At 68.3% G+C, this 16,438-nt stretch carries 14 protein-coding genes; 8 read left to right on the forward strand and 6 right to left on the reverse strand.

Annotation, left to right across the window (positions count from 1 at the left end; translation table 11 throughout):
* The first annotated feature begins 33 nt into the window (after window positions 1–33).
* Together ABIB15_RS12200 and ABIB15_RS12205 are read left to right on the forward strand one after the other, a co-directional pair.
* Window positions 34–1,326: an ATP-binding protein gene (locus ABIB15_RS12200; protein ID WP_354478905.1), complete on the forward strand. Its 1,293-nt coding sequence runs from the start codon at window positions 34–36 to the stop codon at window positions 1,324–1,326.
* Complete coding sequence (locus ABIB15_RS12205; RefSeq protein WP_354478908.1) at window positions 1,323–1,967, forward strand: LuxR C-terminal-related transcriptional regulator; 645 nt, start codon at window positions 1,323–1,325, stop codon at window positions 1,965–1,967. The genes ABIB15_RS12200 and ABIB15_RS12205 overlap by 4 nt, the downstream gene beginning before the upstream one ends.
* 6 nt (window positions 1,968–1,973) lie before the next feature.
* On the opposite strand, the gene ABIB15_RS12210 is transcribed toward ABIB15_RS12205, so the two are convergent.
* Complete coding sequence (locus ABIB15_RS12210; RefSeq protein ID WP_354478911.1) at window positions 1,974–2,453, reverse strand: PPOX class F420-dependent oxidoreductase; 480 nt, start codon at window positions 2,451–2,453, stop codon at window positions 1,974–1,976.
* Between the two features lie 397 nt (window positions 2,454–2,850).
* Between ABIB15_RS12210 and ABIB15_RS12215 the strand changes: the two genes are divergently transcribed.
* From ABIB15_RS12215 to ABIB15_RS12230, 4 genes are all read left to right on the forward strand, one after another.
* On the forward strand, window positions 2,851–3,309 hold the full coding sequence (locus tag ABIB15_RS12215) for a GNAT family N-acetyltransferase (RefSeq protein WP_354478914.1): 459 nt from the start codon (window positions 2,851–2,853) through the stop codon (window positions 3,307–3,309).
* A 29-nt stretch (window positions 3,310–3,338) separates the two neighbouring features.
* Window positions 3,339–4,370, forward strand: a complete 1,032-nt coding sequence (gene gmd, locus ABIB15_RS12220) for a GDP-mannose 4,6-dehydratase (RefSeq protein ID WP_354478917.1) — start codon at window positions 3,339–3,341, stop codon at window positions 4,368–4,370.
* Entirely contained in the window at window positions 4,367–5,362 is a 996-nt protein-coding gene (locus ABIB15_RS12225; protein WP_354478920.1) for a GDP-L-fucose synthase family protein, read from the forward strand. The genes gmd and ABIB15_RS12225 overlap by 4 nt, the downstream gene beginning before the upstream one ends.
* 257 nt (window positions 5,363–5,619) lie before the next feature.
* The gene (locus tag ABIB15_RS12230) at window positions 5,620–7,047 is read left to right on the forward strand and encodes an ATP-binding protein (RefSeq protein ID WP_354478923.1); all 1,428 of its coding nucleotides are present in this window, start codon (window positions 5,620–5,622) and stop codon (window positions 7,045–7,047) included.
* A gap of 41 nt (window positions 7,048–7,088) precedes the next feature.
* On the opposite strand, the gene ABIB15_RS12235 is transcribed toward ABIB15_RS12230, so the two are convergent.
* The 4 genes from ABIB15_RS12235 to ABIB15_RS12250 form a co-directional block, all read right to left on the reverse strand.
* Window positions 7,089–8,045 (reverse strand): L-lactate dehydrogenase, encoded by a 957-nt coding sequence (locus ABIB15_RS12235; protein ID WP_354478926.1) that lies wholly within the window; start codon window positions 8,043–8,045, stop codon window positions 7,089–7,091.
* 202 nt (window positions 8,046–8,247) lie between these two features.
* Window positions 8,248–8,637, reverse strand: coding sequence for a nuclear transport factor 2 family protein (locus ABIB15_RS12240; RefSeq protein ID WP_354478929.1), 390 nt, complete (start codon window positions 8,635–8,637; stop codon window positions 8,248–8,250).
* On the reverse strand, window positions 8,634–9,611 hold the full coding sequence (speB, locus tag ABIB15_RS12245) for an agmatinase (RefSeq protein ID WP_354479032.1): 978 nt from the start codon (window positions 9,609–9,611) through the stop codon (window positions 8,634–8,636). The genes ABIB15_RS12240 and speB overlap by 4 nt, the downstream gene beginning before the upstream one ends.
* 43 nt (window positions 9,612–9,654) lie before the next feature.
* Complete coding sequence (locus ABIB15_RS12250; RefSeq protein WP_354478931.1) at window positions 9,655–11,235, reverse strand: purine-cytosine permease family protein; 1,581 nt, start codon at window positions 11,233–11,235, stop codon at window positions 9,655–9,657.
* A 70-nt stretch (window positions 11,236–11,305) separates the two neighbouring features.
* On the opposite strand from ABIB15_RS12250, the gene ABIB15_RS12255 reads away from it, so the two are divergent.
* Both ABIB15_RS12255 and ABIB15_RS12260 read left to right on the forward strand, forming a co-directional pair.
* Window positions 11,306–11,974: a cyclase family protein gene (locus ABIB15_RS12255; protein ID WP_354478934.1), complete on the forward strand. Its 669-nt coding sequence runs from the start codon at window positions 11,306–11,308 to the stop codon at window positions 11,972–11,974.
* A complete protein-coding gene (locus ABIB15_RS12260) occupies window positions 11,971–12,546 on the forward strand; it encodes a helix-turn-helix domain-containing protein (RefSeq protein WP_354478937.1) in 576 nt (191 codons plus the stop codon). Before ABIB15_RS12255 ends, ABIB15_RS12260 begins: the two co-directional genes overlap by 4 nt.
* Before the next feature lie 95 nt (window positions 12,547–12,641).
* Here ABIB15_RS12260 and ABIB15_RS12265 read toward each other — a convergent pair whose 3' ends face one another.
* The gene (locus ABIB15_RS12265; protein WP_354478940.1) at window positions 12,642–15,995 is read right to left on the reverse strand and encodes an efflux RND transporter permease subunit; all 3,354 of its coding nucleotides are present in this window, start codon (window positions 15,993–15,995) and stop codon (window positions 12,642–12,644) included.
* Window positions 15,996–16,438: the final 443 nt, after the last annotated feature.

Consider the following 16,438-nt stretch of genomic DNA (forward strand, 5'->3'; position numbering starts at 1 on the left):
CCCGAGAGGCCCGTGTCGTGGTTGGATTTGGCTGTGACCGAGACTCCTCGGGCGCCCTCTCGGGCGCCTGCGATGCGCCGCCCGCGCGCCGCCGTGCTCGGCGGGGTCTGCGCCGGGCTCGCCGAGCATCTCGGCGCGCCCGTGGGCCGGATGCGGCTGCTCGCGATCGTGCTCACCTTTCTCGGCGGCGCCGGCGCCCTGCTCTACCTGTGGCTGTGGGCGCTGACCCCGCTCGAGAAGCCCACGGATGGCGCTGCCGCAGTGCGGCGCTCCTTCCCGGCCGCGCCCGTGCTGCTCGGGCTGGCTGGCCTGAGCGCCCTCGCCGCGCTCGCGATCGCGGTCCGCGACGCGGGCGCCGACCCGGCCGTCGAGGTGCTGCTCACGATCGTCTTCGCGGGCGGGGCCGTCACCTGGAGCCTGCTCTTCGACCGGCACGACCCGCGTCGATCGGACCGGTACGGGTTTCAGGTGCGCACCGCCGCCGCGGCGCTCATGCTCCTGACCGCGGTTCTGCTGCTGCTCACCGACCCGCGTGCGCAGACCGCCGTGCTGTCGGTCGTGATGATCATCGCCGGATTCGGGGTGCTCGTCGCCCCGCAGGTCGTGCGTCTGTGGACCGAGCTCATGGCCGAGCGCAGCACGCGGTTTCGGCAGGAGAGCCGCGCCGAGGTCGCCGCACACCTGCACGACTCGGTGCTGCAGACCCTCGCCCTCATCCAGAACCGCGCGGGGGCGTCGAGCGAGATCGCCCGCATCGCCCGGGCCCAGGAGCGGGAGCTGCGCGACTGGCTCTTCGCCGGCACGACCCCGAGCGACGCCGACTTCGCCGCCGAGCTGCGCGAGGCCGCCTCGGAACTCGAGCTGGAGCATCCGGTGCGCTTCGAGGTCGTCACCGTCGGCGACTTCACCGACCGATCCTTTGCGGCGGTGCTCGCCGCCGCTCGGGAGGCGATGCTCAATGCGGCCCGGCACGCCGGCGGCGACGTCTCGGTCTACGCGGAGCTGTCGGCCTCCGCCCTCGACGTGTTCGTGCGCGACCGCGGTGCCGGCTTCTCCGTGGCGGCGGTGCCGGACGGGCGGCTCGGGGTGCGGGAGTCGATCGTGGGCAGGATGGCGCGGCACGGCGGGCGCGCCACCGTGGTCTCGGGCGCTGGCGGCACCGAGGTGCGGCTGCACCTGCCGCTGGGCGGCGCGCAACAGGTGCCCGCGCACCCCGGAGTGGCGCAGCCCTCTGGCGGGCAGCCCGCCCCGCCTACGCCCTCCGCTGGGCGACCCGCCGACGACGTCCTGCCCGCCCACCAGCCTGCCCCGGGAGGCACCGCATGAAGGTACTCATCGTCGACGACCACTCGATCTTTCGGTCGGGGCTGCGCGCCGACTTGGCCGAGTTCATCGAGGTGGTCGGCGAGGCGGCGACAGTCGACGAGGCGCTCGCGCTCATCGAGCAGACCGCGCCCGAGGTCGTGCTGCTCGACGTGCACCTGCCCGGCGGGGAGGGCGGAGGCGGTGCCGAGGTGATCCGGCGCAGTGCGCGGCTGCTCGGCAGCATCCGGTTCCTCGCGCTCAGCGTGTCCGACTCGGCCGAAGACGTCGTCGGCGTGATCCGCGCCGGCGCCCGCGGCTACATCACCAAGAGCAGTTCAGGAGCCGAGGTCTCGCGCGCGGTCGCCGCGGTCGCCGCCGGGGACGCCGTGTTCTCGCCGCGGCTGGCCGGCTTCGTGCTGGATGCGTTCGGCGCGGTCGCCGGGGAGCAGGCCGAGACGAGTGATGAGCTCGACCGGCTGAGCGCGCGCGAGCGCGAGGTGATGCGGCTGATCGCGCGCGGCTACGCCTATAAAGAGGTCGCGACCGACCTGTTCATCTCGATCAAGACGGTCGAGACCCACGTGTCGGCGGTGCTGCGCAAGCTGCAGCTGTCGTCGCGGCACGAGCTGACCGCCTGGGCGCTGGAGCGCAAGCTGCTGTAGCTCGCCCTACTGTGCGTCGAGACGCGCGGCGATGTCGGCCGGGAAGCCACCCGTCGCGATCGGTCCCCACCGGGTCGGGGTGATGCGGATGAGCGACTTGTCCTGGACCGCCATCGCGGCGCGGTACTCGTCCCAGTCGGGGTGTTCCCCGGCGATGCAGCGGAAGTAGTCGACGAGGCCGTCGGCGGCCTCGGGCATGTGCAGCACCTCGGCATCGCCGTCGACCTGCACCCAGGGGCCGTCCCAGTCGTCGGAGAGTACGAGCACCGAGGCGCGGGAGTCCCGCTCGGCATTGCGGGTCTTGAAGCGCGTCGGGTACGTCGAGATAACGATGCGCCCGTCGGCATCGACACCTCCGGCGACCGGCGACATCTGGGGGCGCCCGTCGACGCGGGTGGTGGCGAGCAGCATCCGATGACGGGGACGGATGAAGTCGAGCACGTCTCCGAGCTCGACCCGGGTGGAAGTCGCGATTGTTCTGGCCATGGTTTCGAGGGTAGCTGGCCAGAATCGACCCGATCTCTTTCATCATTCAGGAGTTTGAGGGCCACCACTCGACCGTCTGCTGAGTTTGGGGCTGGCACCTCTTTCATCATTCAGGAGTTTGAGGGCCACCACTCGACCGTCTGGTCAGTTTGGGGCTGGCTCCTCTTTCATCATTCAGGAGGTGACGGCAGCCGCGTTGACGGCGTGCGATCGAAAGTTGCGTGGCACGTTAGATTCGTGCGGCGGATGCGGGGATGGGCGCAACTTTCCGGCATCCGCCCGCCCATGCTCGAAGTCGCCTGCTCTCCACTCCTGAATAATGAAAGCCGCCCAGACCGGCTGGCTCCTGAATAATGAAAGCCGCCCAGACCGGCTGGCTCCTGAATAATGAAAGCCCATGCAGATCGCCATCGCCACCGAACCGCCCCGCCAGCCCGAGCTGATCGAGCTGCTGCGGCTCAGCGACGAGTTCGCGCTGAGCCTGTACCCGGCCGAGAGCTGCTACATGCTCGACGTCGGCCAGCTCGAGGCCGACGGCGTGACGGTGTTCGTCGCCCGGGCGGGGGCCGATGCCGTCGGGATCGCCGCCCTCGTCGACCGCGGCGACGGCTCGGGCGAGATCAAGCGGATGTTCGTGCACGGCTCCGCCCGCGGTCGCGGCATCGCCCGCGCATTGCTCGCCGCCATCGACAGAACCGCGCTGGCCCGCGGCATCCGCACGCTCCAGCTCGAGACCGGGCCTGAGCACGTCGCGGCGATCGCCCTTTATCTGGCGAGCGGATTCGCAGTCATCCCGAACTTCGGCCAGTATGTCGGCGACGAGTTCAGCATCTGCATGGAGAAGGCTCTCCCGTAGACTCCAGTTTGGTTTAAGGGAGAGTTTCTATGGCCAAGCGCGCCTTCATCACCGGCATCACCGGCCAGGACGGCTCCTACCTCGCGGAGCTTCTGCTCGCCAAGGGCTACGAGGTGCACGGCCTCATCCGCCGGGCCTCGACGTTCAACACCTCGCGCATCGACCACCTCTATGTCGACCCGCACAACCCCGCCGCGAAGCTCTTTCTGCACTACGGCGACCTCAGCGACGGCGGACGCATGGCGACCCTGCTCGCCACGATCAAGCCCGACGAGGTCTACAACCTCGCCGCCCAGTCACACGTGCGCGTCTCGTTCGACGAGCCCGAGCACACCGCCGACACGACCGGCACGGGAACAATCCGCCTGCTCGAGGCCGTGCGCATGGCCGGCATCGAGACGCGTTTCTACCAGGCCTCGAGCTCGGAGATGTTCGGCGCTACCCCGCCGCCGCAGAACGAGGACACCCCGTTCTACCCGCGCTCGCCCTACGGCGTCGCCAAGGTCTACAGCTACTGGATCACCAAGAACTACCGCGAGGCATACGACATGTTCGCGGTCAACGGCATTCTGTTCAACCACGAGTCCCCCCGCCGCGGCGAGACCTTCGTGACCCGCAAGATCACCCGCGCCGTCGCCGCCATCCAGGCCGGCAAGCAAGACCACGTCTACCTCGGCAACCTCGACTCGGTGCGCGACTGGGGTTACGCCCCGGAATATGTCGAGGGCATGTGGCGGATGCTGCAGGCCGACGAGCCCGAGGACTTCGTGCTCGCCACTGGCGGCAGCTACACCGTGCGCGACTTCGTCGAGGCCTCGTTCACCCGGGCCGGGCTGGACTGGGAGAAGCACGTGAAGTTCGACCCGCGTTACCTGCGGCCCACCGAGGTCGACGCCCTCGTCGGCGACGCCTCCAAGGCCCGCGACAAGCTCGGCTGGGTGCCGACGGTCGATACCGCCGAGCTCGCCCGAATCATGGTCGACGCCGACATCGAGTCGCTCACGCACGACGGGAGTCACTGGATCGACTCCCCGAAACTCGCCTCGTGGGGCACTGAGTGACCCGACCCGACCTGGCCACGCCCGCACCGGACCAGTTCACACCCGGACGCCTTGACCGCGATGCCCCGTTCTACATTGCCGGTCACCGCGGACTCGCCGGCTCGGCGATGTGGCGCCTGCTCGAGGCCGAGGGCTTCACGAACCTGATCGGTCGCTCCTCGGTAGAGCTCGACCTCAAAGACCGCGCGGCGGTATTCGCGTTCTTCGAGGAGGCCAAGCCCCGCTACGTGGTGCTTGCGGCCGCGAAGGTCGGCGGCATCATGGCCAATAACACCTACCCGGTCGACTTCCTCAGCGAGAACCTGCAGGTGCAGGTGAATGTGATCGATGCGGCTCTCGCCGTCGACGTCGAGCGTCTGCTGTTCCTCGGCTCGTCATGCATCTACCCGCGGCTGGCCCCGCAGCCGATCACCGAGGACACGCTGCTCACCGGCTACCTCGAGCCCACCAACGACGCCTACGCGATCGCCAAGATCGCCGGCATCTTCCACATTCAGGCCGCCCGCCGCCAGTACGGCAAGCACTGGATCTCGGCCATGCCGACCAACCTCTACGGGCCGGGCGACAACTTCTCGCCCCAGGGCTCGCACGTGCTGCCCGCCCTGATCCAGCGCTACGACACCGCGGTGAAGTCGGGCGCGACCACCGTGACGAACTGGGGCTCCGGCACGCCCCGGCGCGAGTTCATGCACGTCGACGACATGGCGGCCGCCTTCCTGCACCTGCTCGAGCACTACGACGCCCCCGAGCAGGTCAACGTGGGAACCGGCAAGGACCTCACCATTCGCGAGATCGCCGAGACCATCGCGCGCGTCGTCGGCTTCACCGGCGAGACCCTGTGGGACACCAGCAAGCCCGACGGCACACCGCAGAAGCTGCTCGACGTGTCCAAGCTCGCGGATGCCGGCTGGACGGCTCGCATCGACCTCGAAGACGGCGTGCGCAGCACGGTCGACTGGTACCACGAACACTTGGCGACCCTTCGGCGCTAGGTTCGGCGTAGCGCGTCGGCCCTGGCGGCCGGCTCCGGTCGGCTCAGTATTGCCGGTGGCTATCATTCCGTGATGCACCCGCCCGACGCCGCCGGAGCCGACGAGCCGCGGTGACCATGCAGCACCGCGCTGACCTGCATGACCGCTCGCCCATGGTATGCCTTATCTATTGTCGTACAGTAGAAAAGGTACACTTTATATGTTGGGGCACAATAGATAACGTACGTCTGAGCAGAGACTTGCTCTACGCTTGGGACATGGCAACGTCGATCGGTCTCCTCGCCCAGGAACTCAGCAACGGGAATCCGTGGTGGAGGGGCACTCAATGGGTCGAGCGGGATCCAGACCTCAGCGAAGTCGCGCAGGCGCCGTTGAGTTATGAATCCGGTTGCCTGAGTGGCCTTGAGGCGGGCAATCTCTACATCCTGCGGGGGCCTCGCAGGGTGGGGAAAACGGTCGCTGTGAAGCAGACCATTCGACGACTGCTCGATGACGGAGTACGGGCGACCAGAATCATCCGCGTCGCCGTGGACGGGTGGGACGCCAAAACTCTGAGGACTTTGGTCAGCAACTCTACACTCCCCGTTCTCCGCGAGGGCGAGACGCGCTTCTGGTTCCTCGACGAGGTCTCAGCGGTATCTGGAGACTGGGCTCAGCAGTTGAAGTGGCTGCGCGACAACGACGAGCAGTTCCGGAAGGACACGGTTGTTCTCACTGGATCTAATGCGCGGGCGCTGACGGAGGCCGCCGGTGTCCTTGCCGGTAGACGCGGACGCGGAAGTCATCTCGACCGGATGCTGCTTCCTATGGGTTTCAGGACGTTCGCGACCACGATCCTGCGCGGCGACGTGCCGCCCGGGAACCATCTCTCCGCCGGGGCACTCCGCACACACGAAGCGAGAGAGCGATTCGAAGGCTCGATTCCGTGGCTGGACGGACTCACTAAGGCCTGGGAACAATACCTGCTCTACGGTGGGTTCCCTCGCTCAGTCTCCGCACTCCTCGACGGTCAACCGGTGCCGGCGTCGTTCATCGGCGACCTGTTCGACGTCGTCTCCGCGGACGTATTCAAGAACAGCCAGCTTCCTTCGGCCACCGAGATGGCGCTTCTCGAAAGGCTGTGGAAGAGCATCTCGAGCCCGGCGAACCTCACGTCTATCGGCGAAGACGTCGGCATAAGCAACCAGGTCGTCACCCGACACGTCGAGTATTTGCGCGACGCATTCCTCTTATGGGCGTGCCCGCAACGACACGACAGCAGGTGGCTTCCGCGACCGAAGGCACAGAACAAGCTCTACGCTGTCGATCCTCTCGTCGCGCGCCTGCCGCACCTGAGAAACCCGGCACGTCCTGACCTCGATCCGACACTTCTCGCCGAAATGCAGATCGGAATGGCCATCAGACGGAGAGCGCTCGCCGACCGACCACTCGCGGGCAACGACGACTTCCTATTCTACTCGCGCACCCCCGCCAGAAAAGAGATCGACTTTGTTTCGGCCGACCTCGGCGGCGTGGCGGTTGAAGGCAAGTACACCGACCGGGGGTCGTGGAAGAGCGAAGCCGCGACTGTGAACGCGTCCGAGTGGGACGGAATACTCATTACGAGAAACGTTCTAGATATTTCCGATCCGCACGCAGCATGGGCGGTACCCGCGGGCATTTTCGCGTACTGCCTAGACGTGTAACTGCAGAATTCGACGTCGGAGAGGTCGACCGCGCGTCCGTTTCAGTGCCCGATCGACGTGGCTGACGCCCGCAGCGCCTCGGCCGACGCGTGCAGCTGGTCGAGCTCCACAGCATCCATCGGCACATCGAGCACTCGCTCGACGCCGCCGGAACCGACGATCGACGGCACACTGAGCGCGACCCCGTCGATTCCGCGGTAACTCTCCAGAACCGAGCTGACCTGCATGACCGCGCGCTCGTCGCGCAGCACGGCTTCGACGATGCGGGTGCCCGACAGACCGATTGCATAGTTGGTGGCGCCCTTGCCGGCGATGACCCGGTCGGCAGCATGCACCACGTCGTGCCGGATCTGGTCGAGCACGCTCTGCGGGAAGACCAGCTCGCCGTCGGAGTCGGTCCACTCGCGGATCGGCGTCGGGCCGATGCGGGCGCCGGACCAGAGCGGGAACTCGGTGTCGCCGTGCTCGCCGACGATGTGGGCGTGCACGCTGTGGGCGGCGATGCAGGCGCGCTCGGCGATGAGCCAGCGGAGCCTCGCGGAGTCGAGCAGGGTGCCGGAGGAGAAGACCCGCCCGGTGGGGAGTTGCGCGATCTGCTGGGCGACGACCGTGAGCACGTCGCAGGGGTTGGTCACCAGCAGGTAGACCGCACCTGGTGCTCGCTCAAGCAGCTGCGGCATGAGCCGCTCGAGAATTCCAGCGTTGGTCGCGGCGAGGTCGAGCCGGGTCTGGCCCGGGTTCTGCTTCGCACCCGCCGTGATCACGACCATGTCGGCATCCGCCACGACGTCGATATCGGCGCCCCCCCTGATGCGGGAGGCACCAGTGAACGGGGTGCCATGAGCGAGGTCGAGCACCTCGGCCTCGGCCTTCGCCGCGTTGACGTCGTACAGCACCACCTCGCGTGCAGAGCCTCGAATGAGGGCGGCATAGGCCAGCGAGGTGCCGACGCTTCCCGCGCCGATTACGGCGAGCTTCGTGTTTCCGGAGGCTGTCATGTGCTCATCTTGGCAGCACTGGGTCCACTGGGCTCATCCCGCTGGCCAGGGACGCTGCGATGTCAGCCCTCAGCGCCGAAAGTACGCGAATTGGCGCCTCCCCAAGCCGGGGAAGAGCCGAAACCCGTACTCTCGGCGAGCGCGGCGGCGGAAGCCCGGGCGGAAGCCCGGGCGGAAGCCCGGGCGGAAGCAAGCCCGCCGCTCAGGGGCGCGGCGACAGGTGCTCGTGCACCGCGAGCCAGCGGATGCCCCGCTTCTCGAACACGATCGTCTCGCGCTCGCGCATCGTGTCAATCAGGCCATCCATCTCGATCATCGTCTCGACGTCGTGCGTGAAGATGCCGAAGTGCTCGCCCGTCTGCACGTGGTGGTTCGTCGAGTTGCAGCCGAGCACGCGGAACTGGTTCTCGGACTCCCACGTCGCCCACAGCGTCTCGTAGGCCGCCCTCGACTCGAGCCGCTCTGGCGTCGAGTAGAAGATGAACGAGGCGTCCATGGCGAAGCCGTCGAAGTAGCGCAGTGGGTCGTGCGAACCGAATGCCGCAACGATCTCCGCCGCCGCCGCGAGAATCTCGTCGTCCTTGACCGTCATGCCGATCCCTTCCGCGTCTGCACCCTCTGAGCCTGGATGGCCATGCTCGAGATGAGCTCATAGGCCACGTGCGCCGCCGCGATCCCCGTGATCTGCGCATGATCGTAGGCGGGTGCGACCTCGACAATATCCGCCCCGACGAGGTTTGTCGACGACAGGGCGCGCAGAATCGCGAGCAGTTCGCGGCTCGTGAAGCCGCCCGCCTCGGGCGTTCCCGTGCCCGGCGCGAAAGCGGGGTCGAGCACGTCGATGTCGACCGAGACGTAGACCGGTCGGTCACCGACGCGCGCCAGCATCCGCTCGATCATGCCCGCGACGCCGATGCTGTCCATCTCGGTGGCGTGCGCGATCTGAAAACCGAGGTCGCCGTCTTGGGTGAGGTCGTCGGCGGAGTAGAGCGGACCGCGGATGCCGAGGTGCATGCACGAGTCCGGGGCGAGCAGCCCCTCCTCGGCGGCCCGACGGAACGGGGTGCCGTGGGTGTAGTCGGCACCGAAGTAGGTGTCCCAGGTGTCGAGGTGCGCGTCGAAGTGGATGACCGCGAGGGGCCCGTGCACCTCGGTCGTCGCACGCAGCAGCGGCAGCGCGATCGTGTGGTCGCCGCCGAGCACGACGAGCCGCGACCCGGCCCGCAGGTGGGCCGCCGCGGCCTCCTCGATCTGCATGAGCGCCTCGGCGATGTCGAACGGGTTCGCGGCGATGTCGCCCGCATCCGCCACCTGCAGCAGCGCGAACGGCTGCACGTCTTGCGCGGGGTTATACGGGCGGAGCAGCCTGGACGACTCGCGGATGTGGCTCGGGCCGAAGCGCGCACCCGGGCGGTAGCTGACCCCGGAGTCGAAGGGAACGCCGACCACGACGACATCCGCCGACTCGACCTCGTCGATGCGCGGCAGCCGCGCGAAGGTCGGCGCACCCCCGAAACGGGGCACGATCGTCGCGTCGACCTGGCCGAGCTTGCCGCCGGTGGCCAGGCGCGGGATCGGCCCCTGGGCTGGCCGCGGGTCCGGGGTCGCGTCAGCCACGGGGGGACCTGGCATCCGCACGGGCGTCGGCGCGCACCTGGGCCCGGGCGGCCTGGGAGGCGTGGTCGATCACGACCTCCCGCTCGGTGCCGGGCTTCGAGGAGACCACCCGCGGGCCACTCGGCCCGAACGAGTACGAGGGCTCGGGGAAGATCACCAGCGCCCCGATGTACAACACCGCCGCCGTGCCGATCGCGACGATGAGGCTGAGGTCGACGCCGCCGGCGGCGTTCGCGAAAGGTCCGGAGATCACGGGCGGGAAGTAGGCGAAGAGCAGCCCGAGGGTGGCCGCGGCGATCCAGGCGACCATGCCGCGCCAGTTGACGCCGCCGTTGTACCAGTACTTTCCGCCGGTCTCGCCGCGGTTGAAGACCTGCAGCATGCGGGCGTCGTACTCGCCGCGGTGCACGAAGTAGCCGATCGCCATGATGATCATCCACGGCGTCGTCGTCACGATGATCGCGCCGACGAAGGCGTTGACCGCGCCCAGCAGGTCGAAGGCGAGGCGGCCGACGAGGATGAACACGAAGGCGAGCGAGCCGATCGCGATCGTCGCCTGCACCCGGCTGAACCGCGGGAACACCGACGAGAAGTCGAGGCCGGTGCCATAGAGCGAGGTCGTGCCGGTGGAAAGCCCGCCGATGAAGGCGACGAAGATCAGCACGACCGCGTACCAGAGCGGGGAGGCCTGGATGAGCGCGACGACGTAGTCGACTTCGCCCGCGACGATCGTCGCCGTCGCGACGCCGAACAGGAACGGCACGAGAGTGGCGAGCTGCCCGAGCAGGGTCGCGGCGAACAGCTTGCGCGGGGGCGTGTTCTTCGGGATGTAGCGCGACCAGTCGCCGAGGAATGCGCCGAACGAGATCGGGTTGCTCATGGCGATGAGGGCGGCGAGCACGAACGTCGGCCAGAATGAGCCGAGGGCATAGGCATCCGGTCCCGGGTCGTAGCTCGGATCGAACGTGGTCGAGAACGCCACGAGGGCGAGCAGGAACAGCACCGTGTTGGCGATGACCGCGGTCTTGTTCACCAGCAGCATGAACTGGTACCCGTAGACCACGACGACGATGACGATCGCGCCGATGATGGCGTAGATCACCGTGCGCAGGCCGATCGAGTCTTCGACGCCGGCGAGGCGGGTGAGCGCGCCGACGATCGCGTCGCCGCTCACCCAGACCGAGATCGAGTAGAACGCGATCGCGGTGAGCAGCGAGAGGAACGAGCCGACGACGCGGCCGCGCACCCCGAAGTGCGCACCGGAGGAGACGGCGTTGTTCGTGCCCGTCTTCGGGCCGAACAGGCCCATCGGCATGAGGATGATCGCGCCGATCAGCACCCCGGCGACCGTGGCGAGCACGGCCTCCCAGAACGAGAGGCCGAGCGCGATCGAGAAGGTGCCGAGCAGCACGGTCGCGAAGGTGTTCGCACCGCCGAACTGGATGCGGAACAGGTCGAAGGGCCTCGACGTGCGGTCGGCGTCGGGGATCGTGTTGATGCCATGGAGCTCGACCTCGGTCGCCTTGGGGCGAGGGTTGAGGGTCACGCCGGCGTCGTTGCCGTTCTGGGTCATGGGGAAGCCTCTCTACGGGTTCGCTGAAATAGTAGGCCCCAAGTTGCCGCTGAGGCAATATTGTTTTCTCATGAGGATAATGAAGGTCGTTGACCTGTCGGTCGTCGTCGGCGCCGGAACACAGGTGTATCCGGGCGACCCGGAGCCCCGGCTGACCCCGCACAGCACCATCGAACGCGACGGTTTCAACCTGCTCAGCGTGGCGATGGGCTCGCAGACGGGCACCCACGTCGACGCCCCGTACCACTTCGACGAGGCGACAGAGAGGATCGACGAGGTGCCGCTCGAGCGCTTCGTCGGCCGCGGTGTGATCGTCGACGCGACCGGGGTCGGCCCGCGCGGCGTGATCACCTGGGCGCACGTCGAGCCGGTCGCCGACTCGATCGACCCCGGATGCATCGTGCTGCTGCACACCGGCTGGAGCCTCCACTACGGCACCGACGCCTACTTCGAGAACCCCTACCTCGACGCCGCCGCCTGCCGCGAGCTGCTCGCGCGTGGGGTTCGCACTTTCGGCATCGACGCCATCAACATCGACGAGACGCCGGACCCTGAGCATCCGGGGATCGGGTTCCCGGTTCACCACCTCATCGCCGAGGCCGGCGGCATCATCTGCGAGAACCTCACCAATCTTGCGGCCATCGACTTCGCGGAGCCGCAGATCTCGCTGCTGCCCATCTCCTTGGAGGCGGCAGACGGCGCGCCGGTGCGGGCCGTTGCAATACAGTTCGGGGAGTGACACCGGGCAATGAATGGATGGCGATGGCGGAACAGGTTTTGATCGGGGCACGGCTGAGGGTCGCGCGCCTGTCGAAGGGGCTCACGCTCGGCACCGTCGCGTCGGTCACCGGGCTGACGCAGGGGTACCTGAGCAAGCTCGAGCGCGACCAGGTCTCGCCGTCGGTCGCGTCGCTCGTGGCCGTCTGCGCTGCCGTTGGGCTTCGCGTCGGCGACCTGTTCGAGCCGCCGCCCTCGGCGATCGTGCGGGCGGGCCAGGGCACCCTCATCAACTTCGGCGCGCACGACGCCCGCGAGTATGTGATCACTCCGGGCGACCAGACCATGATCGAAGTGATCCACTCGTTCGTCGAGCCGACCGGAAGCGGCGGCTCGACCCAGTACGCGCTCGACTGCGATATCGAGTTCATCTTCGTCGTGTCGGGCGCCCTCGACCTGATCCTCGGCGACGAGGTGTTCTCCCTCGGCGCCGGCGACGCGATGACGATGCGCGGTCGGGAGCCGCACACCTGGCGCAACCCGTCAACCGACGCCGGCTGCGAAGTGCTCTGGATGCTGGCGCCCGCGCCGTAGGCGTAGATCGAGGACGCGCCCGCCCGACCGGGCGCCGGCGTCACGCCGACTGATCGAGCGGGCCGCCCACGGCCGTGTCGAAACCGGCAGTCTTGCTACCCCATGTGCGTCGAGCGGTGGCGACGGCCCGACTCGACCTCGGCCAGGCCGAGGCGGTTCTCCTCGCGCCGCTCCTTCGCGCCCTCGACCAGGTAGTACAGCACCGGCAGCACGACGAGGGTCAGCGCGGTCGATGAGATGAGCCCGCCGATCACGATGATCGCGAGCGGCTGCGAGATGAAGCCGCCGGTTCCGGTGAGGCCCACCGCGAGCGGCAGCAGCGCGAAGATTGTCGACACCGCCGTCATCAGAATCGGCCGCAGCCTGCGGCTCGCGCCCTGGATGATCGCGTCGCCGACCCTGAGACCCCTCTCCCTGTACTGGTTCACGAGGTCGACGAGCACAATCGCATTGGTCACGACGATGCCGACGAGCATCAGCACGCCGATCAGCGACGGCACGCCGAGCGGGATGCCCGAGACCACCTGCAGCAGGATCGCGCCCGTCGCCGCGAACGGGATCGACACGAGCAGCAGAAGCGGCTGGCGCAGGCTCTTGAAGGTGGCGACCATCACGACGTAGACGATCAGGATCGCCACGAGCAGCGCGAGCCCGAGCTGCTGGAACGCGTCGGCCTGCTGCGCCGTGACGCCGCCGATCTCGGCATCCGCACTCGCCGGCAGGTCGGCATCCGCGAGGGCCGCCTGCACCGCGGCCGACGCCGTTCCGACGTCGTCGCTGTTCGGGGTGATGCTGATCGTCGCGGCACGGATGCCCTTGACTGTCGTGATGCTCGAGGGCCCGTCGACCTGCTCGACCGTGGCGACCTCGCTGAGCGGGATGATGCCGCGGGCGCTCGGGATGCCGAAGTCGCGCAGCTCCTGCACCGTGGTCGGGGCGTCGGGGTTCGTGATGTAGATCGAGAGGGTCTTCTCGTCGATCACGACGGATCCGACGGCGGCGGGCAGCTTGCTCTCGGCCACGATCGCGCCGACCGCGATCTCGCTGAGCCCGGCCTGGGCGGCGAGCTCCCGGTCGACGTTCACCGCGAGGTACGGCTGCGCGTTGGACAGGTTGCTGGTGGCCTCGGCGGTGACGTCGAGGTCGCGGACAGTCTCGAGCATCGCATCCGACGCGGCGTTCAGGTCGGCCTGCCCGTTCGCGGTGATGTTGATCTCGATGTCGGAGGAGGCGAAGCCCGACGCGGCGGCCGCGAGGGAGACCTCGCCGACGTCGTCGAGCTCGGCGAGTGCGTCGCGCACATCGGCCTGCAGGGCCACCTGGTCGACCTCCGGGTCGGTGGTGAGCGAGAAGGTGATGTTGCTGCCGCCGAGGAAGGCCTGGCGGATGGAGTCGTTGCCGCTTCCGAGCGAGAGCTGCACGACGTCGACGCCGTCGACGCCGAGCAGGGCCTCCTCGACCGTGGTCGCGGCCTCGTCCTGCGCCTCGAGGCTCGCCCCGAGCGGAACGGACTGGCTCACCGTGAGCGTGTTCTGCCCGCTGTCGCCGATGAAGTTGGTCTTCAGCAGCGGGATGAGCGCGACCGTGCCGCCGAGGATCAGCAGCGCGATGAGCAGCGTCGCGACGGGGCGGGCGAGGGTCCAGCGGATGATCGGCAGATAGCCGCGCTGCAACCGCGTCGGCTTCTCGGCGAGCTCGTCGGCGGTGAGCTGGGTTGTGGTGAGCTGGGTTGTGGTGCGGGCGGGGGCGGATGCTTCCGGCGCGGCGGCGGATGCGGTCGCGGCGACGATGGGCTGGGCCGGGCGCTTCTGCCAGGGGAAGCGGCGCTTGCGCGGCCCGGCGGGGGCCGAGGTGCCGGCGCCGGCCGCGAGGCTGGGTGCCGGGTGGCTTCCGGCGGCGGCGTCAGCGGCGACCACGGCATCCGTCCCCTCCCCCTCCGCGTCGGGCGCGGCATGCCTATGGGCCTGCGGGGCGCGCAGGAACCAGTAGGCGAGCACCGGCACGATCGTGAGGGCGACGAACAGCGAGGCGGCGAGCGCGATGGTCACGGTGAGGGCGAACGGGCGGAACAGCTCGCCGGTGATGTCGCCGACGAGCGCGAGCGGCAGGAACACCGCGACGGTCGTGACGGTCGACGCCGTGATCGCGGCGGCGACCTCCCTGACGGCGCTCGAGATCGCGACGAGCTTCGTCTCGCCGAGGCCGAGGTGCCGCTTGATGTTCTCGATGACGACGATGGAGTCGTCGACGACGCGTCCGATCGCGATGGTGAGCGCGCCGAGCGTGATGATGTTGAGGGTGTAGCCGGCCGCGTACATGCCGATGAAGGTGATGAGCACCGAGGCCGGTATCGAGATCGCGGTGACGAGCGTCGCGCGCACCGAGAGCAGGAACACGAGGATCACGATCACGGCGAAGAGCAGCCCGAGCGCTCCCTCGGTCGCGAGCGACTCGATCGACTGCTCGATGAACGGTGCCTGGTCGAAGACGACGGTGAACTGGGTGTTGTTGGCGAGCGCCTCCTCGAGCTCGGGGATGAGCTCCCGCACCGCCTCGGACACCGCGACGGTGTTGCCCGCGGGTGTCTTGGTGACCGCGATCGTGAGCGAGGGCTCACCGTTGACCCGGGAAATCCCGGTGACCGGCTCGTCGGCCACGGCGACCGCTGCGACGCTCGCGATCGTGACGACGCTGCCGTCGGTGGAGGTGGCGCCGACGAGCGGGAGCTGCCCGATCTCGTCGGCGGTTCCGAGACGCGCCCCGGTCTGCACTGTGAGCGTCTGGTCGTTCTCGGTGATCGAACCGGCCGGAAGCAGAGTGCCATTGGCGTCGAGGGCATCGCGGATGGCCTGGTTGTCGACGCCGGCGGCGGCGAGGGCGGCGGCATCCGGAGTGATCTCGACGCGCTGCTCGCTGATGCCGAGCAGGTCGGCCTCGCGCACGCCCTCGAGGCCCTGGATGTCGTTGAGCGTAGAGTTCTCCAGCTGTGCGGTGAGCTCGTTCGGCGGCAGGTCGCTCGTGACGGCGATCTGGATCACCGGGAGGTCCTCGATGCTTCCGGTGACGACCTGCGGGTCGATGCCGTCGGGCAGCAGCGACGAGATGCGGTTGATCGCCTGGGTGACCTTCTGGTCGGCGGTCGCGATGTCGGTGCCGTAGACGAAGGTGGCCGAGACGGTGGAGAAGTTGGTGTTCGAGGTCGCGGTGGTGCCCTCGAGCCCGGGCACTCCCTGGATCGCGGTCTCGATCGGGGTGCTCACGTCTTCGTTGACGACCTCCGGCGCGGCACCGAGGTACGGCGTGACGACGACCAGCTGGGGGAAGGAGACCGACGGAATCAGCTCCTGCTTGAGCAGTCCGAGCGAGATCGAGCCGAACACCGCGACGACGATGGTGACGAGGGCGATCAGCGCGCGGTTGCGCAGGCTGAATACCGACAGAAAATGCACGAAGTGTCTCCCGAGGCTCGGCGCCGGGTTCGCGGCGCTCGACTAATGAGCACGACCGCGTGCCCCTGGAGAATTGTGTCATTCGTGACTGGGAGTCTGCGTACTCCCGTGGGAGTGATCACGGGTGAGCCTCCGCAGGAGATTCTGCGGCACGCCGGCGATACTGGCGCGACAGCTCGGCGTGGCGCAGAATCTCCTGTTCTGCGGGGCGCTCGGGTCGACGTCATCCGCGATGCGTGCGCAACTCAGGGGAAACGGCGCGCGGCAGCATCCGGCGGCCGTGGTTGGGGGCCGTAATCGCGACGGCGGCGAGTTGGCCTGAATACTCGATGCGGATGCCGTGAGGCCCACCTACTCGGGTGCGGGGACGCTGGACACGTGACGAGACTGAGGCCTCCGGCGCGAGGCGGGTGAGCCTCCGCAGGAGATTGCGCGGCACGCCG

Source organism: Marisediminicola sp. UYEF4, from assembly GCF_040546025.1.
GTDB lineage: Bacteria > Actinomycetota > Actinomycetes > Actinomycetales > Microbacteriaceae > Marisediminicola.